At 48.8% G+C, this 25,495-nt stretch carries 27 protein-coding genes and 1 pseudogene; 12 read left to right on the top strand and 16 right to left on the bottom strand.

The window, feature by feature from the left end; translation table 11 throughout:
* Window positions 1-5: 5 nt before the first annotated feature.
* The 6 genes from gluQRS to C7386_RS00115 all read left to right on the top strand — a co-directional run bounded on the left by gluQRS (window position 6) and on the right by C7386_RS00115 (window position 5,381).
* Window positions 6-938: a tRNA glutamyl-Q(34) synthetase GluQRS gene (gene gluQRS, locus C7386_RS00140; RefSeq protein WP_116704589.1), complete on the top strand. Its 933-nt coding sequence runs from the start codon at window positions 6-8 to the stop codon at window positions 936-938.
* Between the two features lie 660 nt (window positions 939-1,598).
* Window positions 1,599-1,976 carry a GntR family transcriptional regulator gene (locus tag C7386_RS00135; protein ID WP_116704588.1) on the top strand — a complete coding sequence of 126 codons (378 nt, stop codon included), beginning with the start codon at window positions 1,599-1,601 and terminating at the stop codon, window positions 1,974-1,976.
* Window positions 1,969-2,673, top strand: coding sequence for an ABC transporter ATP-binding protein (locus C7386_RS00130; RefSeq protein WP_110435051.1), 705 nt, complete (start codon window positions 1,969-1,971; stop codon window positions 2,671-2,673). Before C7386_RS00135 ends, C7386_RS00130 begins: the two co-directional genes overlap by 8 nt.
* The gene (locus C7386_RS00125; protein ID WP_116704587.1) at window positions 2,667-3,476 is read left to right on the top strand and encodes a hypothetical protein; all 810 of its coding nucleotides are present in this window, start codon (window positions 2,667-2,669) and stop codon (window positions 3,474-3,476) included. The genes C7386_RS00130 and C7386_RS00125 overlap by 7 nt, the downstream gene beginning before the upstream one ends.
* Window positions 3,477-3,888: 412 nt before the next feature.
* Window positions 3,889-4,731 (top strand): hypothetical protein, encoded by an 843-nt coding sequence (locus C7386_RS00120; RefSeq protein ID WP_116704586.1) that lies wholly within the window; start codon window positions 3,889-3,891, stop codon window positions 4,729-4,731.
* 452 nt (window positions 4,732-5,183) lie between these two features.
* Window positions 5,184-5,381, top strand: coding sequence for a hypothetical protein (locus tag C7386_RS00115; RefSeq protein WP_207655829.1), 198 nt, complete (start codon window positions 5,184-5,186; stop codon window positions 5,379-5,381).
* A gap of 23 nt (window positions 5,382-5,404) precedes the next feature.
* Here the strand turns inward: C7386_RS00115 and C7386_RS00110 are convergent, their stop codons facing one another.
* Together C7386_RS00110 and C7386_RS00105 are read right to left on the bottom strand one after the other, a co-directional pair.
* Window positions 5,405-6,055 (bottom strand): YczE/YyaS/YitT family protein, encoded by a 651-nt coding sequence (locus tag C7386_RS00110; RefSeq protein WP_116704585.1) that lies wholly within the window; start codon window positions 6,053-6,055, stop codon window positions 5,405-5,407.
* Between the two features lie 97 nt (window positions 6,056-6,152).
* Window positions 6,153-6,866, bottom strand: a complete 714-nt coding sequence (locus C7386_RS00105) for a helix-turn-helix transcriptional regulator (RefSeq protein WP_116704584.1) — start codon at window positions 6,864-6,866, stop codon at window positions 6,153-6,155.
* Window positions 6,867-7,224: 358 nt separating this feature from the next.
* On the opposite strand from C7386_RS00105, the gene C7386_RS00100 reads away from it, so the two are divergent.
* Window positions 7,225-7,710, top strand: coding sequence for a phosphate-starvation-inducible PsiE family protein (locus C7386_RS00100; RefSeq protein WP_110435046.1), 486 nt, complete (start codon window positions 7,225-7,227; stop codon window positions 7,708-7,710).
* A gap of 270 nt (window positions 7,711-7,980) precedes the next feature.
* Here the strand turns inward: C7386_RS00100 and C7386_RS00095 are convergent.
* From C7386_RS00095 to C7386_RS00070, 5 genes and pseudogenes are all read right to left on the bottom strand, one after another.
* Window positions 7,981-8,106, bottom strand: a pseudogene (locus C7386_RS00095) (sporulation initiation factor Spo0A C-terminal domain-containing protein); the annotation flags it as partial.
* 315 nt (window positions 8,107-8,421) lie between these two features.
* The gene (locus C7386_RS00090) at window positions 8,422-9,024 is read right to left on the bottom strand and encodes a recombinase family protein (protein ID WP_110435045.1); all 603 of its coding nucleotides are present in this window, start codon (window positions 9,022-9,024) and stop codon (window positions 8,422-8,424) included.
* Window positions 9,025-9,233: 209 nt separating this feature from the next.
* On the bottom strand, window positions 9,234-11,426 hold the full coding sequence (locus tag C7386_RS13330; RefSeq protein ID WP_165815412.1) for a hypothetical protein: 2,193 nt from the start codon (window positions 11,424-11,426) through the stop codon (window positions 9,234-9,236).
* 37 nt (window positions 11,427-11,463) lie between these two features.
* The gene (locus C7386_RS00075) at window positions 11,464-12,564 is read right to left on the bottom strand and encodes a DUF5050 domain-containing protein (protein ID WP_165815411.1); all 1,101 of its coding nucleotides are present in this window, start codon (window positions 12,562-12,564) and stop codon (window positions 11,464-11,466) included.
* A gap of 62 nt (window positions 12,565-12,626) precedes the next feature.
* Window positions 12,627-13,094 (bottom strand): zinc-ribbon domain-containing protein, encoded by a 468-nt coding sequence (locus tag C7386_RS00070; protein WP_165815410.1) that lies wholly within the window; start codon window positions 13,092-13,094, stop codon window positions 12,627-12,629.
* Window positions 13,095-13,206: 112 nt separating this feature from the next.
* Between C7386_RS00070 and C7386_RS13245 the strand changes: the two genes are divergently transcribed.
* Window positions 13,207-13,407 (top strand): ribbon-helix-helix domain-containing protein, encoded by a 201-nt coding sequence (locus C7386_RS13245; protein ID WP_117752136.1) that lies wholly within the window; start codon window positions 13,207-13,209, stop codon window positions 13,405-13,407.
* 452 nt (window positions 13,408-13,859) lie between these two features.
* Here C7386_RS13245 and C7386_RS00065 read toward each other — a convergent pair whose 3' ends face one another.
* From C7386_RS00065 to C7386_RS00025, 9 genes are all read right to left on the bottom strand, one after another.
* Window positions 13,860-15,107 carry a YonV C-terminus-related protein gene (locus C7386_RS00065; protein ID WP_116704580.1) on the bottom strand — a complete coding sequence of 416 codons (1,248 nt, stop codon included), beginning with the start codon at window positions 15,105-15,107 and terminating at the stop codon, window positions 13,860-13,862.
* 784 nt (window positions 15,108-15,891) lie between these two features.
* The gene (locus C7386_RS00060; protein ID WP_110437357.1) at window positions 15,892-16,434 is read right to left on the bottom strand and encodes an NUMOD4 motif-containing HNH endonuclease; all 543 of its coding nucleotides are present in this window, start codon (window positions 16,432-16,434) and stop codon (window positions 15,892-15,894) included.
* Between the two features lie 193 nt (window positions 16,435-16,627).
* The gene (locus C7386_RS00055) at window positions 16,628-17,614 is read right to left on the bottom strand and encodes a tyrosine-type recombinase/integrase (RefSeq protein WP_110437356.1); all 987 of its coding nucleotides are present in this window, start codon (window positions 17,612-17,614) and stop codon (window positions 16,628-16,630) included.
* Window positions 17,615-17,844: 230 nt separating this feature from the next.
* Complete coding sequence (gene spo0A, locus C7386_RS00050) at window positions 17,845-18,594, bottom strand: sporulation transcription factor Spo0A (RefSeq protein ID WP_227109945.1); 750 nt, start codon at window positions 18,592-18,594, stop codon at window positions 17,845-17,847.
* Between the two features lie 411 nt (window positions 18,595-19,005).
* Window positions 19,006-20,013: a SpoIVB peptidase gene (gene spoIVB / locus C7386_RS00045; RefSeq protein WP_110437354.1), complete on the bottom strand. Its 1,008-nt coding sequence runs from the start codon at window positions 20,011-20,013 to the stop codon at window positions 19,006-19,008.
* A 178-nt stretch (window positions 20,014-20,191) separates the two neighbouring features.
* Window positions 20,192-20,821: an ECF transporter S component gene (locus tag C7386_RS00040; RefSeq protein ID WP_110437353.1), complete on the bottom strand. Its 630-nt coding sequence runs from the start codon at window positions 20,819-20,821 to the stop codon at window positions 20,192-20,194.
* Window positions 20,822-20,911: 90 nt separating this feature from the next.
* Window positions 20,912-21,685, bottom strand: coding sequence for a type III pantothenate kinase (locus C7386_RS00035; RefSeq protein ID WP_165815409.1), 774 nt, complete (start codon window positions 21,683-21,685; stop codon window positions 20,912-20,914).
* A gap of 84 nt (window positions 21,686-21,769) precedes the next feature.
* Window positions 21,770-22,123, bottom strand: coding sequence for a putative ABC transporter permease (locus C7386_RS00030; RefSeq protein WP_252197247.1), 354 nt, complete (start codon window positions 22,121-22,123; stop codon window positions 21,770-21,772).
* 385 nt (window positions 22,124-22,508) lie between these two features.
* A complete protein-coding gene (locus C7386_RS00025) occupies window positions 22,509-23,855 on the bottom strand; it encodes a glucose-6-phosphate isomerase (RefSeq protein ID WP_110437350.1) in 1,347 nt (448 codons plus the stop codon).
* A 209-nt stretch (window positions 23,856-24,064) separates the two neighbouring features.
* Here C7386_RS00025 and C7386_RS00020 point away from each other — a divergent pair, with 209 nt between their 5' ends.
* From C7386_RS00020 to C7386_RS00005, 4 genes are all read left to right on the top strand, one after another.
* Window positions 24,065-24,349, top strand: coding sequence for a hypothetical protein (locus C7386_RS00020; protein WP_116704578.1), 285 nt, complete (start codon window positions 24,065-24,067; stop codon window positions 24,347-24,349).
* Window positions 24,350-24,439: 90 nt separating this feature from the next.
* Entirely contained in the window at window positions 24,440-24,763 is a 324-nt protein-coding gene (locus C7386_RS00015; protein ID WP_116704577.1) for a hypothetical protein, read from the top strand.
* A complete protein-coding gene (locus C7386_RS00010; RefSeq protein ID WP_116704576.1) occupies window positions 24,760-25,116 on the top strand; it encodes a hypothetical protein in 357 nt (118 codons plus the stop codon). Before C7386_RS00015 ends, C7386_RS00010 begins: the two co-directional genes overlap by 4 nt.
* Before the next feature lie 72 nt (window positions 25,117-25,188).
* On the top strand, window positions 25,189-25,495 hold a 307-nt coding region (locus C7386_RS00005; protein WP_165815408.1), incomplete at its 3' end, for a ParA family protein.

The following is a 25,495-nucleotide window of genomic DNA, read 5'->3' as shown; positions in this document are numbered from 1 at the left end:
AAAACATGCACACCATCGGACGTTTTGCACCCAGTCCGAGCGGCCGCATGCACCTCGGCAATGTGCTGTGCGCGTTGCTGGCATGGCTGAGTGCGCGGCAGCAGAACGGCGAATTTCTGCTGCGGATTGAGGATTTGGACGAAATGCGCTGTCCGCGCAGCTTCGCGGATTTAATTATCGACGACCTGCGGTGGTTAGGGTTAGACTGGGACGGCGAAATCCCGTATCAGTCCGAGCGCACGGCTGTTTACGAGAAATACGAGGCGATTCTGCGCGAAAAAGGTCTGCTGTACCCGTGCTTCTGCTCGAGAGCGGCCCTGCACGCCGCAAGCGCGCCGCACCTGTCGGACGGCAGGGTGGTCTACGCCGGAACCTGCCGCGATTTAACACCCGAACAGGTGGCCGAAAAGCGCAGAAAGCGTGCGCCTGCAACGCGCGTGCGCGTGCCCGAGCGCACCATCACATTCACGGACGGCGTGTACGGCGATTATACTGAAACGCTTACCGAGGAGTGCGGCGACTTCATCATCCGGCGGTCGGACGGCGTGTTCGCGTATCAGCTGGCGGTCGTGGTGGATGACGGTCTGTCCGGCGTGACCGAGGTCGTGCGCGGGCACGATCTCATCGGCAGTACGCCGCGCCAGATCTGGCTGTATGAGCTGTTCGGCTTCACACCGCCGAACTTCATCCATATCCCGCTGCTGTGCGACCATGACGGGCGCCGCCTGTCCAAGCGCGATGAGGACCTCGACCTCGGCCTCCTGCGGGAGAAATTCACACCTGAGCAGGTCATCGGCGCACTCGCCCGCGCCGCAGGACTGACCGACACCGCAGAGCCGGTCTCCGCGAAGGAGCTCGTGAAAGCGTTTTCGTGGGAGAAGATTCCGAAGCATGAGCTGTACCTGCCGAACGTGTTTCGAGACATCGAGAAAAATTGAGAATGGAAAATGGAGAATGGAGAATTACCGTAAGGGTTTTCCGTTCTCCATTTTTTATTAGGTGCAAACGGTTTTCATAACGTGTGATTTGGCGTCCAATGACCGCCCCTACGGGATAGATTGTACCAACCGTTTGATACGGTGCGCCGAGGTCGTCGCACCCTACGGTAACATTTGTTATCAATTAAAACCCGTAGGTGCTGGGCGGAATAACGTGAAAACGAGTTGCGCGACACGGGTATGTCGCGCCTGCGTAGATGAAACCGCATGTGTAGCAGAACAGTATCTGACACTGCGAACAGGTTGCGAAAGACACGGAAGAAAAAATCCTCTGCCGTTTCCCATGTCGAAGCGGTCACATGTAGGCAATCTGCGCCAGATTAGGAAGCAAGGGAAAGGCAGGAGTTCAAAGAGGAAGGAAAACCGCAGGTTGTCCTTCCTTTTTGCCCCCCGCGGCGGGCGCCGCGACGTCCCGCCGTCCGCAGACGGCGAATCCCCACCGCTGAATCTCAGCGAAAAACACCCCGCCCGTTAGGGCGAACCCGCTTACGCAGTTCGCACATCCCGCAGGGCAGTGCAGAAAAATTTCAGCAAAGGCTATTGACAAATCTGTATGTTTGTATTATTATCATAATACAATAAAACGAAAGGAGAGAGCTTATGCAATGGGAATTGCGGGGGGATCGTCCGATCTATCAACAGCTTGTGGAAAAGCTGACCGAGCAGATCGTCAGCGGACAGCTTGCGGCGGGTGAAAAGGTACCGCCGGTGCGCGAGCTAGCGGCTCAGGCGGGTGTCAACCCGAACACCATGCAGCGCGCGCTTGCGGAAATGGAGCGCGAGGGCCTGATGTTCACCAACCGCACGAGCGGACGCTATGTAACGGAGGACAGAGAAATGATTGGTAAGGTAAGAGAGCAAATCGCAGGAGAACGCATCACGGAGTTTCTGTCCGGCATGAGCCAGCTTGGCTTCACCGAGCAGGACATTGTGGCGCTTCTGAAGAAACGCAGTGGGGAGGAGAAGAACAATGGATAACAACGAACTGGTTATCTGTCAGGGATTGACAAAAAACTACGGTAAAAAGACCGCGCTCAATAATCTGAATCTGACGCTCGGCCGCGGACAGTTTATCGGTCTGCTCGGCCCGAACGGCTCAGGCAAAACAACGACTATCAAGCTGCTGAACGGTCTGCTGCAGCCGACAAGCGGCTCGGTGCTCATTGACGGTCAGGCGCCGGGCACCTACACGCACAGCATCATCAGCTATCTGCCCGACAAAAACTATCTCAACGATGCGATGAAGGTCAACGACCTGATTTCGTTCTTTGCGGATTTTTACACGGATTTTGACCGCGTAAAGGCAACCGACATGCTGGATTCGCTGCAGATCGACCCGCTCAGCCGCCTGAAAACGCTCAGCAAGGGCAATCAGGAGAAGGTGCAGCTCATCCTCACCATGAGCCGCAAGGCGCAGCTGTATGTGCTCGATGAGCCGATCGCGGGTGTTGATCCGGCGGCGCGCGACTACATTCTAAGCACCATTCTCTCGAATTACAGCGAGGACGCCTCCGTCCTGCTGTCCACGCATCTTATCGCGGATGTGGAGCGCGTGCTTGACGAGGTCATTTTCCTCAAGGAAGGCGCGATGGTGCTGCACGACACGGTTGACCATATCCGCGAGGAGCACGGAAAATCGGTCGATGCACTGTTCCGGGAGGTGTTTGCATGTTAAAGCTGCTGAAATATGAGTGGAAAGCCTGCGCGCGGACCTGTCTGCCGCTGTACGGCGTGCTGATTCTTATGTCGCTTATCAGCCGTATCCTGTATGTCATTCCGAAGAATGCATCACTGGACTTTATGCTGCCCGCCATCAGCTCCATGCTGTATATGGGCGTGATGATGGCCGCATTTGTGGTAACAGCGGTCATTCTCATCCAGCGTTTTTACAAAAACCTGCTCGGCAGTGAGGGCTACCTCATGTTCACCCTGCCGGTCACGGTTTCGCAGCACCTGCTCAGCAAGACCATTATCGCGGTCGTGATGATTGGTTTGAGCGGTCTGTCGGCGCTCATCAGCATCTTCATTTTTGCGGATAGGATGATTCTGTCGATGGATGAGGTGTGGCAGGCTTTTACCGGTCTGAGCACTCTGCTGCCGCACAGCGGTCAGGAATTCCTGTTTGAACTGGAGCTGCTCGTGCTGGCTGTCCTCAGCATTGCGGGCATGGCGCTGTTCCTCTATATGTGCATTGCGCTCGGTCATCTGGCAAGCCGTCACCGCCTGCTCATGTCGATCGTGTGGTATGTTGTTCTTTCTACCGCACTGCAGGTTCTCCTGCTTATGGTGATGATGGGCGCGGGCAATGCCGTGCCGGAGCCGTTCGTAGACCTGATGAAAGTCTGGTGGAGCGGCATTACGCCGATGGGCGCGGCGCATCTCATGCTGCGGTTCTGCTGCGTATTCACGCTGCTCAGTGACGCGGTGTATTTCCTCGTTACGCGGTGGATTCTGGTGCATAAATTAAATCTTGAATAAACAGCAGGAGCACACCAAACGGTGTGCTCTTAGTTTGTCGGAAAACTCCATATTCCCACAATTTCAAATAATTCGCGCGGCAGCGCGCATAAAATAGAATTTGCTTCGCAAATTCGTAGCCCGTAGGCCTCTATCCTTAAAAATGTTTAATGAGAGCAAACCGGGAGCATGTATCCGCGCAGCGCGGCCGAGAAGCCGCGCAAGGATAGCGCCGTTTTTTACACTTCTGGAGGGAGAAAGTTTCTGTATAGGAACTTTCGGACGACTTTGGAACGGCCCACGATCCGTTCCTGCTTGTCGGCGAAACTGTAGTTTCGCGACAGCCTCGGAGCACACCAAACGGTGTGCTCTTTTGCTTGCTATCAGGGCGTATCTCTGGTATGATTAAAATAGTAAAAGGGAGGTGTGTCCTGTGAAATGTCAGCACTGTGGTATCCATTTTGACGATGAGGAACGCGTATGTCCGATGTGCGGCGCACGCGCGGGCAGCAAGGGCCGCATGACGAGACCCGCGCCGAAATGGCACGGCAAGCCGCGCGAGACCTACACCGAATATCATCCGACGATAGAGAACAGCAGCTCAGCGAAAACCGCAAAGAGCAAGTCGCGTCCCATCAAGGATAAGCCGAAGAAAAACCGCGCAAAGGGTGCGGTGATTGCGGTAATTGTTATCGCTCTGCTGCAGTTTGTGCCGGCTATCTTCGCGTTTGTGGTGGATGATCTGGTGCCGGAAATCGAGAGCAGCTTCGGAAATGCCCCTGCACCGGATTATGATTCGGATTACAGCGATGATTATGATACGGACTACGATTCCGACTATGCTTACGACACGCTCTACGATGTATTTGGCGACAACGGCATTACGGTGTCGGCGTTTGACAACGTCTATACGTTTCAGGCTTCCGGCGATGGCAGCAGCTATGAGTTCTCGTACACCGAGAACGGCAACAGAACATTCCGCAGCACGGGCACGGCCTTCTGCTACCGCGAGGACGATGAGGACTTTTATTATCGGGATGAGTACCCGTACGACGAGTACATTATGTACAGCGTATACCTGTATCCGGAGCATCAGGAGACCAACGGTCCGCAGCAGGACTGGTGCGATTCTATGATGCGGAGCAAGGTGGACAGTATTTTGCTGAATGTGTTCCAAAGCCGCACCACGGATGAGGTTGTCGTGGAGGATATGGAAGGCATCGGCCTGTTCGGCAGCGGCAATGTTTTGCCGTTTAATAAGGTGCAGGAAGGATAGTAAACATCCTGCCGAAAAACAGCAGCCCCGGTTCTGTCACTTGACAAAACCGGGGCGCCGCGCTATAATATAGCTACAAACGGCGGCTCGTTCGCACCGAGCGGTCGTTCCTCAGATCGATTTTATGTCGAGAAGAAAGCCGCTCTTTACAACGGGTGCGGTTGGTTTATTTCTTCATGTATCCGAGGATACCAAAGACGATCATGGCGATCAACTGAAACAGAAGCAGTGCTTCGGACAGCGACATCACGATCACCTCCCTCCTCATCGAGGGAGGAACAACCTTTTTTCACCGTTTGCTGATTTGATTATAGCATGCGGACAATATCCTGTCAATCAACCGTCCTTATGGGCGGTTTTTGTGTTTTTACGGGAGAATTTTGTGCATATGCAAAAGAAAAGTCACTCATAAATTGAATAGTAACTTGTGACGCGCAAGCGCATTCGGTATAATGATAGGGCAGAGGAGGGGGAACGCCGCATGGGACGGCGACCGGCTGGTCGGTCTCGTGCGCCTGCTCGATGACAGCGAATATATCGAAATCATGCCCGAGGAGAGCAAAAACGCTGTGTTTTACCAGCGGTTTGGGTTCAAAATCATAGAGGACACCGCGCCGATGCAGCTGTGCAACTTCGCAAATAAGAAATGACTTTACAACCTTCTGCCTGAGAATTACCGCTTTCCGGCAATTTTCGCAATGGTTTCCGCCGCATTCTCCTGATGCACCTTGGCGGGCTTGAACTGCACGGCTGAAAAATTGAGGTTGATCAGCGGACCCAGTCCGACGGCGGAAATAATGGTGCCGACACCGACCGGACCGCCGAGAAAGAAGCCGATGACCGTTACGAGCACATCTACGACCGCGCGGCACGCGCCGGCTGACCGCCCGAACTTACGCGCGAGCGCGACCATCAGCGCGTCACGGGGGCCGCTGCCGAGCGCGCTTTTCATGTACAGCCAGGTGCCGAGCGCAAGCAGCTCCAGACCGCCGATGAGCATGGCAATGCCGCTCACCAATCCGTGCATCTGCGGGATGAGGTGCGCCGCCTGGATCGCGTCGATTATGACCGCGCAGCCCGCAATGTTGATGATCGTGCCGAAGCCGAAGCTCTCGCCGAAGAGCACGGCCGTGAGGATGGCTGCCGCGCCTGCGATAGCGGACGCTGTGCCGTAGGTCATGCCGGTTCGCAGCGACATGCCCTGCTGCAGCACGCTCCACGGCTCGAGTCCGACATTCGCCTGCAGCATCATCGCAATGCCGATCGAACTGACCGCAACACCCAGGATCAGCCAGAACAACCGGCGCATGTAATTTTGAAACATGAGAGCATCCTCCTGCTATCAGACTAAAGTGAAGTAAAGTAAAACGGCAAAATCGGAAGAATTTCGCTCCGGTTTTGCCGTTTGAGTTTTGATATTGTTATTCCGAAGCGGAATTGCTGTCGTCCTTTTTAATCTGGGAAAGATAGCGATACACACTGGCCTGCGAGCAGTGCAGCGCGTCGGCCACATCCTTGACCGCGCCCTTCAGCAGGAAGATGCCGCCGTTTTCAAGCGAAGCAATGATTTGCATACGCTCGTCCGGCGTGAGACGGTCGGCGGTCACGCCGAGGCGGATGAGCTCGCGGCCGACCGCATCGCCTGCCACCGCGTCGATCGAGTTGTGGAAGCTCTCGGTCGTTGCCGGAACCGCTCGCGGGAACGGATCACCGGGTTCGGCCTGCTGCGGTGCGATATGGTCGTCGATAAAAATATCCGGATGACACAGTCGCAGCACGTTTTCGCTGGCGGCCAGATACCGGCTGTCGTCAAAGTTGATGCACAGCATGCCGACCAGCTTGCCGTTGTGCTTGATGAACATTGTGCTCGAGCGCAGCGTCTTGCCCTCGGCAGAGAGGCCGCAGTAGTGCAGGCGGTAGTCCTGCGTTTCGTAGCTTTTGTCCATCAGGATTTTGAGCGCCACATTGGTAAGCGGTGCGCCGATCTCACGGCCGCTGATGTGATTGTTGGCGATGGCTACTATGGAGCGATTTTTGTCGGTCATATCATGCAGAGCAACCTCATAATCCGGTCCAAGTGCCTGTCCGAGAAATTCTGTCAGCTTGATGTAGTGCTGCAACAGCGGATTAGCCATTTGCCCACCCCGTTTCAAAGAATTTTCTTTGCAGTGCCTTTGATTGCATGGCATTGCCTTTTTATTGGTTTACTCTAATATTATTATAGCTTAACAATGATAAGTTTGTCAAAAAATAAACGCAAATAATTTCTCACAACAAAAATAAAAAGTTATTATGCAAAATAACTAAAATGAGGATAAAGTGCATAAAAAACTTGTGAAAAACCAGTAAACCATACAAAACTTGTTAAAATAATTGACAAGGCGTAAAAACCATGTTAAATTTATATCAAGGAATGAGACACAGACTGATAAAAAATTACAAAACTGAAGAAAAGGGAATGTAAAAATGAGGAGTAGAGAAAGGGAGACTGCCATGAATTCTGATTTTCGAGACAAGCTCTCCAACGCCGCAACAGCGGTTGAGATCACCCTTGGCATGGTGATCCTGATCGCGTGCATTGTGTCCGGCATCGGCATGGTCGCCATGACCGATATGAACAAGCTGTTCGGTGATCCGGCGTATCTGCAGGCGCGCATGAGCTCGGCCTGCCTGATCATCATCGGCATCGAGCTGATCAAGATGATCACCAGCTACACCATCGACTCGGTGGTTGACGTTATGCTCCTCGCCATCGCGCGTCAGATGATCGTCGAGCATACCTCGCCGATCGAGAACCTGATCGCCGTGCTGTCGATCGGCATCCTGTTCGTGATCCGGAAGTATCTGTATATTTCGCGTCTGGACCGCCGCCGCAGCAAGAAGGAGATCGAGGAGGACATCCGCGCAGAGGTTCTCGGCGTGGAAAACCGTAACGAGCCGAAAAAGCCGGAACCGCCCGAGATTGGCTCATTGATTTGACATAAGGAAAATGCATATCACCTGAAAACCGCAGCGCCCGAGAGGGCGCTGCGGTTTTTCATTGGAAAGGATACAGATAAATTATTTCATTTCTTCACAATATCAGAAAAAGTTTATAGGCTTGAACCTGCGTTTCACTCACACTTTCACTATGTTGGCAGATTTGCAAGCGATTTGCTGCGATTCACATAACAGCGTAAATAGTACGCATACTATACCGATAAATCGTTTCCTGAATGATATTACTGCTTCTTGTGTTGTAAATTTGCTTTACGCCCCAAACCGCATCTGCAGCCGCAGTCTGTCGGCAATCATCGAGATAAATTCGCTGTTGGTGGGTTTGCCCTTGACGCCCGAGACCGTGTAGCCGAAGTAATTCTGCAGGGTCTCGATGTCGAAACAGGGAAAATGAGCGTTTTCTGCAACAAAAACATAGCCGTAATAAATTGTAAAATAAAAAGTTTATGGGGTTGGTGTGCTATGGTTTATTGGGTTAAGTGTATCCCTTTTTAGGGAGAAATGCAAGTGTGATTTGAAAGAATATCGCTGAAAATTTGCGGATGGAGATGTATAGATTAGCTATAGGGCATCACACGAGAACCAATAGGAGAATTTTGTAAATCAGGGAAGAAAAAGATTATACTTAACTATCACAAATTGAATTATTTTGCGGCAGTTAAGTATAATTTTCTTTTTGTGCGCATAGCTGAGTTACTGCGGTTTTTTCACCAATTTATAGAAACTGGTTCGCTTTGTGCCTGTTTTCTCCATAGCGACTTTAGCCGTGATTTCGCCATTCTTCCACTGGGTATATACCTCGTTCCAGTTTGCGGGGAATTGGAGCGCAGGACGCCCGAATTTCACGCCTTTGGCCTTAGCGGTATTGATACCCTCAGCCTGTCGAGATTTGATTGTAGCGCGTTCTTGCTCGGCTATCGTGCCTAATACCTCGATGAGAATGTTGTTCACCATTTCGAATACCCATTCTTGCCCCTCGGGTAAATCCATCATAGTAGTAGGCAGGTCGATAACCTTCAAACGGATGTTGTTATCCTTGAACCATTCAAGTTCGGTTTTAATATCCCGCTTGTTACGGCTCAGGCGGTCGAGCGACTTAATAATGAGCGTATCACCTTGACGGAGCATACCGTTCTTTAACGCCTGATAGCCCGCTCGGTTGAAGTCCTTGCCGCTCTCTTTGTCAGTGATAATGTCCCGCTCGTCAGCGCCTAATGCCTTGAATGCCGCTAATTGACGGTCTAAGTTCTGGTCTTTGCTTGATACACGTGCATAGTAGAAGGTGCGATTGTCCATATCGTAAATCTCCTTTGCTCTATGCGAATAGTATAGCAGTTTTGTTCGTAATAGTCAATCGTTTTACAAACATATCCGCAAACTAAAATACAATATTTACGAACTAAGACTTGATAGCAATTTACTGTATTCGTAAAAGTACACTTTTGCGAACATTAATACACAAGAAAAGGGATAGCGCAGGGCTATCCCTCTTTGAATATAGGATGTTACCAGAATTTCCAATCAGCTATATCATTTTGCCACTGTTCAGTTTCACCTGCAAAAACAAATGTACCATCAGACTTCAAACCAAGGCTATATAAATTTCCAGCCCAGATAGCAACGATATTTTTCCAATCGGACGTATTACATTGACCGTGCTCGTTATCTCCTGTAGCAACAACTGTTCCGTCTGCTTTTAACCCGAGTGTATGGTTTGTTCCTGCACATACGGTTATCATATCATTCCAATCAGATACTTCACATTGAGAAGTATTGTTGCTACCAGTAGCCACAATAGAACCATCAGTCTTAAACCCGACAATATGATGTTCTCCTGCTGATAGAAATGCAATATCTTCCCATGTTGTAGCAGCGCTAAAATCGTAGTTATCGCGGTTTGCAACTACCACTGTATTTGCTGTTGTTAAACCAGCAGTATAGCCATCACCTGCAACGATATGTTTGATATTCTTCCATGCAGAGACTTTACATTCTTCTCCGCCGCCATCCATCTTCCAACCTGTTTCTCCAGCGCGTTGCCGTCCGCTCCAGCCCTCTGCAACTACAGTACCATCTTGCTTTAAGCCTACTACATGCGGAGGGCCAAAACCAGAATCACCAAGGACAATTTCTTTAAGATTGCTCCAACCAGAAACAGCATTACTCATAAAACCATATCCGCCGCCATCTGTTACAACACTGCCATTGCTTTGCAATCCCATTACAGCGTTTCCAAAACTGTGTGTAAATTGAGAAGCGCGAACAGCAGAGAACGAGATAAGATTTTTCCAATTTGGTACAGAAGGAACAGCGCCTGTATTACCTGAAATTTTAATAGAACCATCAGAAGCAAAATAATATATGCAACTTTGTCCTATACGGATTTTGCTATCAAAGTTTCCTAATTTGCGAGCCTGAGAGATACTGTCCTTGTAGGGAACAGCTTGTAAAAATTCATGTAGAGCGGTCGAAGTATCATTCTTACTCAAGGCTGTTGTAGCTGCGGAATAATGTGCTTCGCCTATTTTATTTTTGCAGTCTGTGGCTTTTTCAGCAGAATCCTTATAACTGCCTAAAGCGGCGAATATTGATTGCGCATCCGCGTATTGTTTAGCTTGATATGCCGCCATGGCCTTATCATATTGCGTTTGGTTTTGAATTTCTGTGATTTGTGCGCGTGCATCGGAGTAATCACCAAGCGTGGAGAACAAAGAAATTGCACCTTCGGTATCGCCCTGTGCTAACTTGTCTTTAGCCCAGTTGTATTTAGTTTCCAATACTTTTTCAGAAGCATCCTTAAAATCACCAAGACTAATAAAAGCCTGTATAGCTTCATCATATTCTCCGCTTTGTGCTTTATGCTCTGCATTAGAATACTGAACGTTCGGTATAATAACCTGCTTTGTTAATACACCCAATAATGCGATTGCGATAACGCCACTGCCGATTATGCCAACTTTTTTAGCAGTGGTTTTGAATTTTTGTTTTGCAAGTGCTGCTTTCTGCAAGCGTTCCTGCTCTAATAATTGCTCTTGCTGCGCTTTCTCAGCTAAAGCGGCTTCGTATTGCGTTAAGTGGTCGTGCAGCTTACCAGAATCATTTACGTTCAGCAAATCTTGAAAGTTTATGCCGCATTGCGGACAACTTTCGGTATTGTTTAATACCACTTTGCTACATCCACAAATAGTAAACCCATTTATATTAGCAGGCAGATAATTATGCTTTTCACTGTCTGTGCATATCTTATGCAAATCCCGCTTATACTGGTCTGCCAGTTCACCTAACGAAGATATAGGCTGCTGTTCATACTCAGCTAATTCATACGCCCGCTCGGAAGTATTTTCCCATGTGGTATCATCGCTAAAAATAATTTTTAACGGAATAATACAAACATTTCTGGTTGTATTATTAGGTAAAGCTACAGGCGTTTTATCTCCAAACAGCGTATAAGGCTGTACGTTAATATCAAGATAGGGGAAGTTACCAACATTCGCCAATTCTTGATGTGATACATCAGAACATTTAACAGCGATATTCATAGCTTTGATAGACTTATCAGCTATATTCTCAAACTTACACTGTAAGAAAATGCTGTTGTTAGTATTGCTCTTTGTGAGTGCATAGGACTGTAATAATACAGGGCAATCCTTTAGCCAGTGTAAACGCTGTTCGTGTTGTACTATTGTATATTTTTCCATACTATCTTCCCTCGTAATGATTTAGGGTTGTGGTAATTTAGTCGAGCAAAGCAATTCTGTTGCTGCCATCTGGTTCACAACAGTAAATATTGTTGACAGATTGCGGTACACCGTTATCGTCAGTATCAAAAACAGAGTAAATCAGTTTGTTTCCAGTATACATGACACGCGATGTATAAGGGTCATCGGAAATCAGTTTGATATTTTCGCCGTTGGTATCAATGGCATAGAGCCGTTGCTCATCGTTCATATTAGCAAAATACAGATAATCATTTACATAGAGCAAATCACCTGTATATGCGCCTGCATACAATACTGCTTCTTCTCCTGTATCAATATTACGTTTTACTAAATCGCCAGTAAAGCTATTGTCTCTGGTTGATTTATAGTTACGAACGTAAAATAATGTATGTTTGCCGTCATAGATAGGAACGTACATGTGCGGAGAAGAAATACGAACATCTTCTTGCGTGGTGAGATTGAATTTGTGTAGTGTTTCTTCGTCCTTATCATCCTGATAGAAGATGATATTGCCGTCAGGCGTATAGGGATAGTACACTTCCTTATCAATTAAGCGCTTCATATTAGAGCCATCTAAATCACAGGAAGTAAAATAGGGTATATCGTTTTCATCATAGAGGTTAAAATACAGTTTATCGCCCTTAATTTGCAGAAAAGCAGTTTTACCATCTACAATCTTTGTTGTATTACTTCCACCCAAATTCATTCTGTAGATAGGTGTATGCTGTCCTTCGCTATCCTCACTCAAAATGGCATATACAAATTCATTGTAGAAATCAAAATCAACGATATAGCAGCCATTTAAGGTAGTCCATGTACTATCTTCCAAACGACGTTTAGCAAAGTAAAGTTTTCCGTTACCCTCATTTGCGGCTGCACCGTAAATCCAACCATCTTTTATCTGATATAAGCCAAAATCGACATTGTTTCTTGCCATTTCAATCGGAATATTGGCTTTGTCAGCTTCGGTTAATGCAGGGGACAGTTCATCTTCAATAGAAGTTGGAACTTCTTCGGTTTCCTGTGAAGGTGCTGCATCCGCAGTAGAAGTATTTTCGGAAGTGCTGTTGTCACTCTGCTGCTGCTGTCCTTGACATGCACAGCAGGTCAGAAACATACAGTAAGTTAATAAAAACAATGCTATTTTCTTCATTATGTATCACCAATAGTATATAAAACTTAAATATTAGGTAATTCTTCTGCAATAGTGTCAGATGTAGGACGTACTTCAACAGTCTGTTTCTTATTATTCAGCAGCAGTGAAGTACAGAATAAGCCAGTTGCACATAAATACATCGTACCAGTTAAGGCCATGAAGCCAGCAAAATATGTACCGTTGATAATGTAGTTATATGCGTCACCGCCTACATAAGCATTTACATTATCGTCATAATCGTAGTAATAATCACTGCTGGAGTAGTTTTTATATACGTTTTTAACATGGAATCCCTTAATTAAGAAACAAGTTCCAATAATAGCTAAAATCAAAGCAGCAATCGTTAAAAATTTAGGAATGTTATTCTGCACCGAAGGGGCAGGAGTTGATACAGGAAGAACATTGTGAGAGATTGTATTTCCACAATGTGGACATTTTTCTACCGTATCACTGATTTCGTTGTTGCATTGAGGACATTTTACTAATGCCATATAAATTACCTCCCTTTTTCCATAGTGTAACATATAACACTACACTTGTAAACCTTTGTAATATACAAATACTACAAATATTCATGTAGAATAATACAGAGGTATGATGATTATGAACAACAATGATGATAAGTTTATTATTAGAGCGAAAAAGAACTACGGTGAAACATCCGTGGTATCTTGTCGTATGCCTAATGATGTATTAAAACAGCTTGATAAGGTATCTGCTCGTACTGGAAGAACCAGAAATGAGTTAATTTTGAAATGCGTTGAATTTGCATTAGATAAATTACAAATTATTGATGAGCCGTAAGACTTAATAATATAATAAAGTACGATTAAAGTTCGGATTATGCATTATAGAATGATTTTATGGTATAATAAGTAGAAATAAAATATATTATTTGTTAATAATGCTAAATGGTTATATACGATAAATGTTCAATGAATTTTTTGTATTAAATATGTGATTTGGATAAACGATACGCAAAAATAAATAGTTATATCGTTATCGTTTTTATATGTTGGATAAGCTACAACTACCGATTACTGGTATATTAATTCCGCAAGGTTTCCGCCGCTGGCTCGTAAGAGCTAGCGGCGGTTTTTGCTTGTTGATAGATATATTAGTGTAAAAATATTTGTGTTAGTGTGATTATAATTTATATGAACAGCTTTCATTGTTGCTGGTGGTATATAGACATATATTTATTCTAAGGACGCAAGGCTTGTATTCCTTTATTTACCAAGGGGTTTTGAAGCAGTTTAGCAGATTTCTCCTGCTAAGTACTCTGAGAGTATTTCTCGCATACGCGCAGAGGGGAGATATAACTCTATAGGCTTTCCATCGCGTATCTGAGAGCGAAATACCCATTGCAGCAGCATAGTAAGCGGAAAGTGTTTTAGGTTGACATCAATATTGTTATGAAGCAGCCAACGTACTAAGTAGGGATGTGGATACAGATTGAGCAGGTAGGCCAAAATACGCCTGTCCCTATATGCGTTCGTGGCTCTACAGTTGCAGGACACAAAACTTTTGCTGTAACAGCCGCCGCCTTCTATTGTACTCTTGTAGTCCGCATATGTGCTCCATAGGGTGTCTGTTTGCCTTCCATGACAAATATTACGGATAAAATTACTCGCATTGCACCTAACACGCGATAACATTTGTGTAGAAGCGTTCTGGTAAAAACTTTTTGATAGAGTAACAGCTCTTTGATTGCGCTCATCAGGTGGACGAAAGTTCAGTCTGCCGCTATACAGGCGTATAAGTGACTTGCATTGTTCACGGAACGCGGTATCATCGAATTTTCCTTCACATAAGGTGTTATCCGCAATATGATAATAGGCATATGGAATACGACAAAATCGACGGTAACAGTCGTAATTGCTATCTGCGAATAGGTATGTAAGTATGAAAATTTCGTCAAAACAGTTGAATATCTCAGGATTCATAACACCAATGATACCAATACGGTTCTGTTCAGCGGTTAAGTCATCGACCAAGTAGAAGCTGTGTCTGTCACAAAGTTTGTACAACTCGGAAAATCCTGATATTGAACCTGTATATTCGCGTTCAGGATTTAGCTGCAACTGCTTATTTGTTTCTGATACCTTGAAGTAATTTTCACTTTTAAGCATATGAAAATCCTCTTGCGGCACAATTAAGGTATCAAAAATGCAGTCAGGTTCTTCATCTATTATTAGGGTATAGTGCTGTCTGGACAACAAATCCATCGTTTCTGGATTGAAATAGGAGAACAAGGCGTGTGTTGTAGCAATATTTTTACCCTGTTTGATGAAGCGATGACATTCATCTAACCTGCTGCGTTCATTCGTGGGTATGTGAAAATCCAAGGCAGGACATTCTGTTTGTATGCGTTCGCGCTCTGTTTTATAGGGCGTAACAAACAGATATTGCCTATCAGAAAAAGTGTTCATAAGGTGTATCATGCCTGTGGTTTTGCCTGTTCCCATAGGCATATCTACTACTTTTAGTTCTGTGTTTGGCATATGATATGCACCTCCTGTAGAAAAATTGCTATAGGCATCACCTCGCTTTCTGGAAAGCAGATATTACTTAATGAACGCGAACCACATATTATAATCAGAAGGTTTTAAGTATAGTGTTGCGGTATCTCCAACATTATATTCAACGCGAGAATTTGCCCATGCTGATTCATTGTTGATTTTAACACGATAACAATATTTATAAATATTACCATTAGTTGGACGCTTGCCTAAAATTTCACAATCACAAATTTTTTGCATATAAATTCACCTCCTTTCGACCAAAATGTTATCAGAATCAAAAAAGACTGCCTAAAGGCAGTCATCAGAGAGTGGTATACACTTAAAATAGGGTGCAACAAACCAAGCTGGCGTAAAATACTCCAACCTATATTCGATACACAATATTTCAGGTGTTACCACCTCCGATGCTGACAAACTTCTATTAGCTAATAGATACAAGCGAGCACGCCTTGTACTTCGGATACTCCCTTGATTGTATAAATATAATATCATAGGAGTCCATGCCTGTCAATACTTTGCCAAATAAAAAGTTTATTTTTCTGCTATTAATACTATTAAAATAATATTATTTTGGGGATAAAAGTTGCAAAAACTTTATAATCGATATTCCGCATACTCTCTCGGTTTTTACACTTTTCAACGTGTAGGATACGGCAAAAACGCAAACGTGCATTACAGCGCGTGTGAACGCTGAGAACGCGAAGGGAGTGCTTACTCTATTAAATAGCGAACGAGCGGGAGTGCTCCCGCTCGTCCAATATCGTTAAGCTGCGTGATTGCGCTTCTGCTCATTTATCCATTCGTTGTAGTCTGTAAGATTCATCCAGCGATAACCGCCGCACAGATTGTTTTCTCTTGTGCAGCAGGAACGAATACTTCTCTGCGGAATACCTCTGTCATTTTCGGCTTCTGCGGCAGAGTTATATGTGTTAAGCAGTTCATAAGTATCCTTATCCAGACACACAATAGGAATACCTATGTGATGTTTACGCATATGCTTGCGTCTGCTGCACCAACGGAGATTTTCTACACGGTTATCTGCGCGATTGCGGTTTCTGTGGTGTACCTCAGGTAAATTCCATGGATTGGGGATAAAGGCTTGTGCTACCAGTCGATGAACGCGCTGTGTTGTTCCGTGAATGTGTACTGTAGGATACCCATATCTATCCAACCATGGGTGTAAAATGTATTCTCTGCCGTTGAGGTAAATATGTTTTACCCTGCCGTGATTTGATACCTGATAATCAGGAAATTCAGCAATCATGCTCCATACTTCGTTTGTTAGGGTACTTAGGTCATTAAGCATATGACCCCTCCTTTATAGAATATTTTTGGAACGCTTTTACACTTTCTGTAAGCTGCATTCGTGATGTAGGTATATTACACCATTCGTGGAAAAATTGCAAGCTTTTTGAGAATTAAACGACTGATTTTCAAATTACTTGACAAATTTCAGAATTTTTGATAGCATATATAGCCTTGTCCGCTTCAAGGCTGCTTCACTGTCTAACCCTCATATTTGCCACAGGCGAGAATCGCTGATACTGTTCCCGCAAATCATCATCTGTCAAATCGAGATAGGCCGCTTCGGTAATAGCGACGGACGAATGTCCGAGAATTTTCGACAGCGTGAAAATATCGCCGCCATTGAGCAGAAAACGCTTTGCAAAGTTATTGCGGAACACCTTTGGGGAAACATTCGGCACGCCTGCTCGATTGCCGTAAACACGCATATTGCTTTCAAAGCCATTGACGCTGAGTGCGCGATTGTGCGTGGAAGGGAACAGGTATTCACTCTCTATAAAGCTGTCCTTGTGGCGAATCCACAGCCGCAGGGACTTGCGAACCTCGTTGCTGAAAAACACCGTGCGCGTTTTCTTGCCTTTGGTGTTCTCACATGGCAGAACGATACAGTTTTTGAGCAGGTCTATATCGCTCATCTGAATGGCTAAACACTCACCAATGCGCATACCCGAATCAAGTAGCAGTTCGATAATCACCTTGTCGCGGTACTCATGGAATTTTGCCATATCAAGTGAACCAATAATGCTTTCAAACTGGCTGTCTGTAATAAAATCCACAGAATGACGCGCATTTTTCAGCTGCTTTATCTTGCGCATAGGACTGCGTTCGATATAATCAAATTCAACCAAGAAGTTAAAGAATACGCGCATATTACGAATATAATTGTTGATAGTTGTTTTAGAAATACTGCGTTTGTAGTCTGTACGCCGCTCAGGATAATTCTGCTGTGTGTGATTGCAGCTACACGCCACAGTATACTTACCACGCTCCTGCAAATAGCCAATGTACGCAGAGATATGAAACGCTTTTACCTGTTCTGCACTTGTGATGCTGTGTACCTGCTCCAGATAATTCGCCAGCAAATACAAGGTCTGATTGTATGCTTTGAGCGTCTTTTTAGAAAGCTGCTTCATGCTGCAATGGGTCAGGAATTGTTCGATTTGTCTGTCAATTTCACGCATAAAAAAACACCTCAGTTTATCAGGCACGCGAACCCAATAAACTGAGGAATTTATTCACAATATCAGAAAAAGTTTATAGGCTTGAACCTGCGTTTCACTCACACTTTCGTTATGTTGGCAGGCTTGCAAGCGATTTGCTGCGATTTACATAACGGCGTAAATAGTACGCATATTATACCGATAAATCGTTTTCTGAATGATATTACTGCTTCTTACGTTGTAAATTTGCCTTACGCCCCAAACCGCATCTGCAGCCGCAGTCTGTCGGCAATCATCGAGATAAATTCGCTGTTGGTGGGTTTTCCCTTGACGCCCGAGACCGTGTAGCCGAAGTAATTCTGCAGGGTTTCGATGTCACCGCGGTCCCACGCGACCTCGATCGCGTGCCGGATGGCTCGCTCCACGCGGGAGGAGGTCGTCTTGAACTTTTTAGCAATCGACGGGTACAACACCTTGGTGATGGCGCTGACCGATTCGATATCCTCGACCGCCATCATGATGGCCTCGCGCAGATACTGGTAGCCCTTGATGTGCGCCGGCACGCCCACCTGATGAATCACCTCGGTCACGCGGAGCTCAAGCGCCATGCTTTCCTCGGCCTTGACCGCGCGCAGCTGACCGGTCCGCCACAGGCGAAGCCGCTCGCAGACCGCCTGCGGCTCCATCGGCTTGCGCAGGAACAGATCCACGCCGAGCGCCGCGCATTCCGCGCCGATCTGCGGGCTTGCAAACGCCGAGAATACCATTACCGCCGGATGCGGTCCGTCCTGCTCGTGCAGGCGGCTGAGCACGCTCATGCCGTCCATCACCGGCAGCATCAGTTCAATGATAAGTACATCCGGCCGCAGCTCATTGACCGCGGAAAGTGCCTTTTCGCCGTTTTCCGCAATGCCGACCAGCTCAAAATCGTCCGCACTGTCCAGCACCGCCGACATGCGTGCGCAAAATTCGGTGTCGTCGTCTGCAAGTAAAATTCTCATTTTCTCATTCATATATCATAACCAGCTTTCCGATAAATTTCATCTCTTTTTCTTGGCAATAGATTACCATATACTACCATAACTTGCAAGACCTTTTGTAAAAAATTGGAGAGAAAATTGCAGACAGCATTCGACAAAATCTGTCGATTTACCCAAAATGACCGGTCGGACCGACTGTTTTTGCAATTTCTGCATATTTTCAAAATTCCCCGGAAATAGACAAAATACAAGCAAAACTGCGTTTTTCGACAACAAAATCAATCAAATAGGGGAGAGAAGCATTTCAGAAAGATAAAAAAGAGGGCGGCCAACGGCCGCCCAAACGCCAGACAAACCCATTACGGCCGCAGCGCGAACAGAACTCGCGCAAGGATAGCGGCATTTTCCATTCTCCATTTTCAATTCTCAATTTTAGCTTGCCGCCAGCATTTTCTCCATCGAAATGCCATACCCTTCCATCGGATTATCGACCAGCACATGCGTTACCGCGCCGATCAGCTTGCCGTTCTGCAGGATCGGACTGCCGCTCATGCCCTGCACGATGCCGCCGGTTTTCTCCGCAAGCTGCGAATCGGTCACGCGGAGCATCATGCTGCGCCCGTATTCGTCGTTCGCCGGATAGAGCTTGACAATCTGGACAGAATAACGCTGCACGCTGTCGCCGTCCACGTTGGACAGGATTTCCGCGTCACCGATTTTGATTTCGTCTGCCGACGCGACCGGCACGCACTGCAGCTCGCCGTACAGCGAATCGTCCGTTATGGTGCCGAAAATGCCGCTTTCTGTGTTTTGCGCCACGGTTCCGAGCGGTTTTTCGGTCGAAAATTCGCCCTGCAGCGAACCCGGTTCACCCGCCTTGCCGCGCTGCACGCTGCTCACCGTCGAGTGAATGATCGTGCCCTCCTGCAGCGGCAGCAGCACGCCGGTCTCGCTGTCGCAGATGCCGTGACCGAGCGAGCCGAACGCGCCGGTCTGCGGGTCAACGTAGGTCAGCGTGCCGATTCCTGCCAGACTGTCGCGCGCGAGCACGCCGATGCGGTACGCACCGGTTTTGTCCCTGCACGGCGTCACCGTGACGCTTTTCTCCGCGTCTCCGCGCTCGAGCGTCAGCTTGATCGGCTGTCCCGCCGAGAGCGCGACCTGCTTCTGCAGATCGTCGTTCGAGTGCAGCGCGGTCTCACCGGCGCGGCACAGCACATCGCCCTCCTGCACGCCCGCCTCCTTCGCAGGGGAGTGCGTACCGTCCGCGCCCTGCACCTCGGTCAGCTGCACGATAAGCACGCCCTCCGCCTGCATTTTGATGCCGACCGTGTGCCCGATCGGGATGACCTCGGCGATTTTTGCCGCCTGCGCGGAGACTGTCACCGCAAACAGCAGGAACAGGGCGAGCGCCGTGCGTTTTGCGTGATTTTTTTGCATTTTTTCACCTCCGCTATTACTATGCCGCGCGGAGCACGAAAACAACGCTGTGAACCTTTTCTATTCTGCCGGACATTTGGCGGCACGGAAATTCTCTGGCTGCGGAAAGGTTTTCCGGGAACACAAAACGGCAGTTTCTCTGCGAAAAATGAGAGAAACTGCCGCAATTAGCAATCATTTATTCTGCTTTTGCAGGCGCACGATGACCGAGGAACGATGCTACCGCACGGGCGAGCACGCCGCCGACCGCACAGCCGACGATAATCTCGATCAGACCCTGTACGCCGACCAGTGCAACCACGAAGGACAGCGGGTTAGCCACGCCGAGAGAGGCAACGCGCTCCTGCACGAAGTCGGTCTTGTAGAACACCAGAACAATGTAACCCATGAAGAAAATGGTATTCAGCAGCGGCGCGGACATCGCACCAACGAAATAGCTCCAGCTCTTCTTGTGGTCCACGCGGCGCAGCACGCGGAACAGCAGGCCGACACACCAGCCCATCAGCACGCGCATGACAACACACAGAACGAAGGTGTTGATCGGACTGATCTGGAAAAATGCACCGGTCATAACGGACGCACCGGTGATGGCGTCCTTCATGCTGACCAGACCGAATACGCCGCCGAGAATCGCACCGGCGGTCGGGCCCATGGTCATCGCGCCGACAGCGATCGGCACGGTCAGGAACGACATGTACAGCGGGCCGACCGGCACGCTGCCCAGACCCATCAGCTTCATCACGACCTCGATCGCCGCCAGCAGCGCCAGCTGCGCGAGATACCGTACATTGGTAGTTTTGTTATTCATTTGTAATTCCTCCTGCTGCCGTCCTGCTTTGACAGGTACAGCGCAATACAAAAATTGTGGTGGTCAGCGAGATTTGTTCACTGCCACATCTTAATTTCCCCGATTTTTCTTCCAAATCAGGTGCAGACCGTCGAGCACAAGGCTTTCATCGTACTCGAACGGGATACGCAGATAGGGAGTGACGAGCGGCGCAAGCTCTCCGGTGAGCACGACATACGGCGTTTCACCGAGCGCTTCCGCAAAGCGTTCAACCATGCCGTCCACGAGCGACGCGGCACCGTAAACCGCGCCGACGCGCATGGCATCGACCGTGTTCCGGGCGAGAATACCCTCGTCCTTGGCGTCGATGGCGACCGCCGGAAGCTGCGCCGCCTGCTCGCGGAGCGCGAGCAGACTCAGCTGCACGCCCGCCGTGATGGCTGAGCCGACCAGCGCACCGGACCCATCGAGCGCGGTGAACGTGGTCGCGGTGCCGAGCGTAATCGCCACGCACGGCAGCTTTCCCTTGGCACGGGCAGCCACCGCAGCGGCTACGCGGTCCGAGCCGACCTGCCGCGGCTGCTCGGAGCGGATGTTGAGTCCGGTCTTGACGCCGCTCGATACCTCGATGACATCGCGGATGCCGAGCAGGCGCAGCGCACCCTCGAGCACGCCGACCATGCTCGGAACGACCGAGCTGACAATACCGCCGTGGATGCGGCGCACGTTCACGCCGTACAGCAAAAGCACCTGCTGCAGCTTGCAGGCGTAGTCGTCGCGCGTCAGCTTAGGCTCGGTTGCGATGGAGGCAGAAAAAACCTGTCCGTCCTCCTCATAGCCGCCGAGCAAAACGCGGCTGTTTCCTGCATTGACTGCGATCAGCATGGTGTGTCTCCTTTTCTGCATAGTTTACCACTATTATAAGACATTAAAAACTGTATTGCAAGGGGAGAGGTACACATTTTCGTCTTATTTCGGCAGCATAATCGGCGCGGCGAGCAGCGTCCACAGCACGGCGTATTTCGGGCAGATCTGCCCTTGAACATTGCCGAATTCGTGCGAGTAATCCCACACGCGCAGCCGGAAATGCCGGTTGACCGTGCAGCCGACCACATATTCCGCCGCCGTGATGCATGCCGCGCCGCACAGGCAGCGGGAGAGCGGGCTTTCCTCGTGTACGCGCCGCCGCAGCCGCCGCAGACCGACCAGAACCGTACCGCCGGTCAGCGCCATCGTCCAGTGGGTGCGTCCGCGCCAGAGAAGCTCAAGCGCGGCGTAGCCGGCCGCGCCCAACGCAAAGACTGCGGGAGTTTGCAGTTTCATTTTCATCACCGCATTTATTTTACCCGGAATGGCGGGATTTACGCAAGGGTGGAGTAATTGAGAATGGAAAATGGAGAATGGAGAATGAACGTGGAGATTTGGTATTTTCCATTGTGTGGTTTATCGGTGCATATGGTTTACAAGGACGCGCAATGCGCGCCCTTTGTTGGCGGTATGCACACGCATTACCGTAGGGGCGACCACTGGTCGCCCGCAACAAATAAAACCGTATCGTTCATTTTCCATTCTCCATTCCGACTCGCTAAGAGCCGCCTACGGCGGTTGCTCGCTGGACGCCCACTGCGGTGGGTGTCTCCATTCTCCATTTGCGAAGAATAAAAAAGGAGAGAGCACAACACTCTCTCCTTGGATACAGCAAAGGGATTCAGTCTTCCAGCTTGACACGCGCCTCAAGGTACTTTCTCCGCTCCTCGAAACCCGATCTGCCCAGAAGTGCAAACATATTCTTCTTATAATCCTCAACACCCGGCTGATTAAACGGATTTACGCCGAGCAGGTAACCCGAAATGCCGCAGGCCTTCTCGAAAAAGTAGACCAGATAGCCGAAATGCCATGCATCCGTGCGGTCAATCTCAATGATGATATTCGGCGTGCCGCCGTCCATATGGGCGATCAGCGTGCCCTCGTACGCCTTCTGGTTGACGTGCTGCACGGTCTGACCTGCCAGATAATTCAGGCCGTCGATATCCTCTTCGGTATGCTCGATGGTAATCTCGGAGCGCGGCTCCTTGACCCACAGCACGGTCTCGAACATGATGCGCGAGCCGTCCTGAATGAACTGACCGATGGAATGCAGGTCGGTGGAGAAATTTGCCGAGGTGACGAACAGACCCTTATGGTCCTTGCCCTCGGATTCATCGAACAGCTGCTTGAGCCATTCGCCGAGCATGACGAGTGACGGCTCGTAGTTTACCATGATCTCCATGGATTTGCCCTTGAACAGCAGCAGATTACGCAGTGCCGCATAGCGCGCGCAGTCGTGCAAGGAGCCCTGAGAATATTCCTCGCGGGCGGCGGCAGCGCCTGCCATCACCGCGTCAATGTCCAGACCGGCTGCAGCCATCGGCAGCAGACCGACCGGCGTGAGCACCGAGAAACGGCCGCCGATGTTATCCGGCACAATAAAGGTCTCGTAGCCCTCGTCATCCGCCAGCTTTTTGAGCGCGCCGCGCTCCTTATCCGTCGTGGCGAAGATGCGCTCGCGCGCCCCCTCCTTGCCGTATTTGCTTTCGCACAGCTTTTTCAGCTCGCGGAAGGCGATGGCAGGCTCGGTGGTCGTGCCTGACTTCGAGATGATGTTGATGCAGAAATCGCGGTCACCGATCATCTTGATAATGTCGTTTAAGTAGGACGACGAAATGTTGTTGCCGGCAAAGTACACCTCCGGAATGCCCTCCGGGCGGACCTGGTTGTAGAACTGACCGTTTACGAACTCGATGGCTGCCCGTGCCCCTAAATACGAGCCGCCGATGCCGATGACGATCAGCACATCGCAGATCTGCTGAATCTTCTTTGCCGCCTGCTTGATGCGCGCAAACTCGTCCCGGTCATAATCCACCGGCAGATTCAGCCAGCCGAGAAAATCGTTTCCGGCGCCGGTGCCGTTCACGAGTGTGTCCTGCGCTGCCGCTACCTGCGCGGTGTAGTCCGCAATCTCAGCCTCGGTCCGGACAAATCGCCGGAGACCGGTCAGTTTCAGTTTAATTCCCATTACTGCATTTCCCCTTTTGTTATTTCCTCCAAGCCATTTGGCGGGATTTGCTCTCCCTCATGTATCTAAGTATAGCATACTGACGGAAAAAGGCAAGCATTTTGTTCAAACCTTACAAAAACCCCAAAATGCAATAATTAACTTACCGCAAAGGAGTAGTCCTCGAGGTAAGTTTTTTTATTACAAAAAATCCGAATGGAGGTGCAAAAATGTCCGAAGTAAAAAGAGCAATTACCGATGCAATGCGTCAGCGTATTTACGAGATGTGGATTGCCGGATATAAGGTAGCGAACATCGCAGCCGACCTCGGTGTTAATGCTCACACAGTAAAGAGTGAGTTGGAGCGCGGCTACACCGGTGACATTTACATCGGTGGACGCAAGGTTTATGACCCTGATCGTGCATCCGCAATTGCAAAGATGGTAAAGGCAGGGCGTCCTCCAGTGCGCATCGTGCCGCCCGTTGTATTAGGCAAGGAGCCGCATCATGACTGATACGCGGGTTATTTGCTCGGCCTGTGCAGCGAGGTTTCTCCGCCGTTTCCAGTCTGTTGCGAGCACAACCAATTAAGGAGGAAAAAAGTAATGCCTTACCGTTTTCACCCGACAAAGCGCGGTCTGTATAAGCTGGTCGCTGAAAAAGCCGCCGAGCTGTCGTGGCTTGAGCTGCCGAAAAGCAGCGAAATGTTGTTTGAGCATGGCAAACACTCTGCTTGGCTGCGCTGGCCATATTATGAGATTTACTTTACGCCGTCCCCGTACCCGCTGCTGGCGGTTGAGCAGTATGGCGATGCACCCTCCGATGAAGCGAAGTGTGTTCGTCAGCGCAAAGTTTTCAATTTTTCGCTTGCTGACTTGCAAGCGTATGGCTTGATCAAGGAAGTTCCGTCAAAGGAGAGCTGCTTATGAAGTACCAGCTGGCGGAAAAATCCCACTATCTGCTCAAGCACGCGATGTATGAGCCGACTTATGAAAAGCTCAAGGACGATCCGAACTGGTCGATTGAACCGTTCACCTACACTTTCATGCACGAAGATCCGACTTCCGATAAGGTTTCTCTCGGCTGGGTTACAGGCATGACAGCGCATATCTGTATTCAGGCCGATACAGCGCATTTTATCGTAGAGCAACGCAAACAGGACGGTTCTCTGCCGCAGCGCAAGGAAATCGAGGTCACTTTCGACGAGCTTTTCAATTTTGGATTGGTCGAGATCGTGCCGGATAAGCCGCACCAGAGTTTCTTCTGGCACAAAGATAAGTAAATAAACAGCAGCGTGGAAACTGCTGAAACCATGTGTTCCAATGGAACACACGACTACAAAGGGGATAATTTTATGAAAACCGTATCTATCATCAACCTCAAAGGCGGCGTTGCTAAGACACTGACCACCGTCAGCATGGCCTATGCGCTGTCGCAGCAGTATAATGCGCGTGTACTGGTCGTAGATAACGACAAGCAGGGAAACTGCTCCAAGACCTTTGGCGTACACAGCTATGACCGCCAGAGCATTGCCGATCTGATGCTTGACCGCGATGCCGATTTGGGAGAGGTTATTCAGCACACCAAGTACGACCGCATTGATGTTATTCCGGCGAATATGACATTGCTCACCGCAAATATGCAGGTGATGATGGACAGTT

The sequence above is a fragment of the Agathobaculum butyriciproducens genome, assembly GCA_003096535.1.
GTDB classification, from domain to species: Bacteria; Bacillota; Clostridia; order Oscillospirales; family Butyricicoccaceae; genus Agathobaculum; species Agathobaculum butyriciproducens.
The sequence above is the reverse complement of the archived record's forward strand: the minus strand, read 5'-3'. Positions and strand labels throughout refer to the sequence as shown.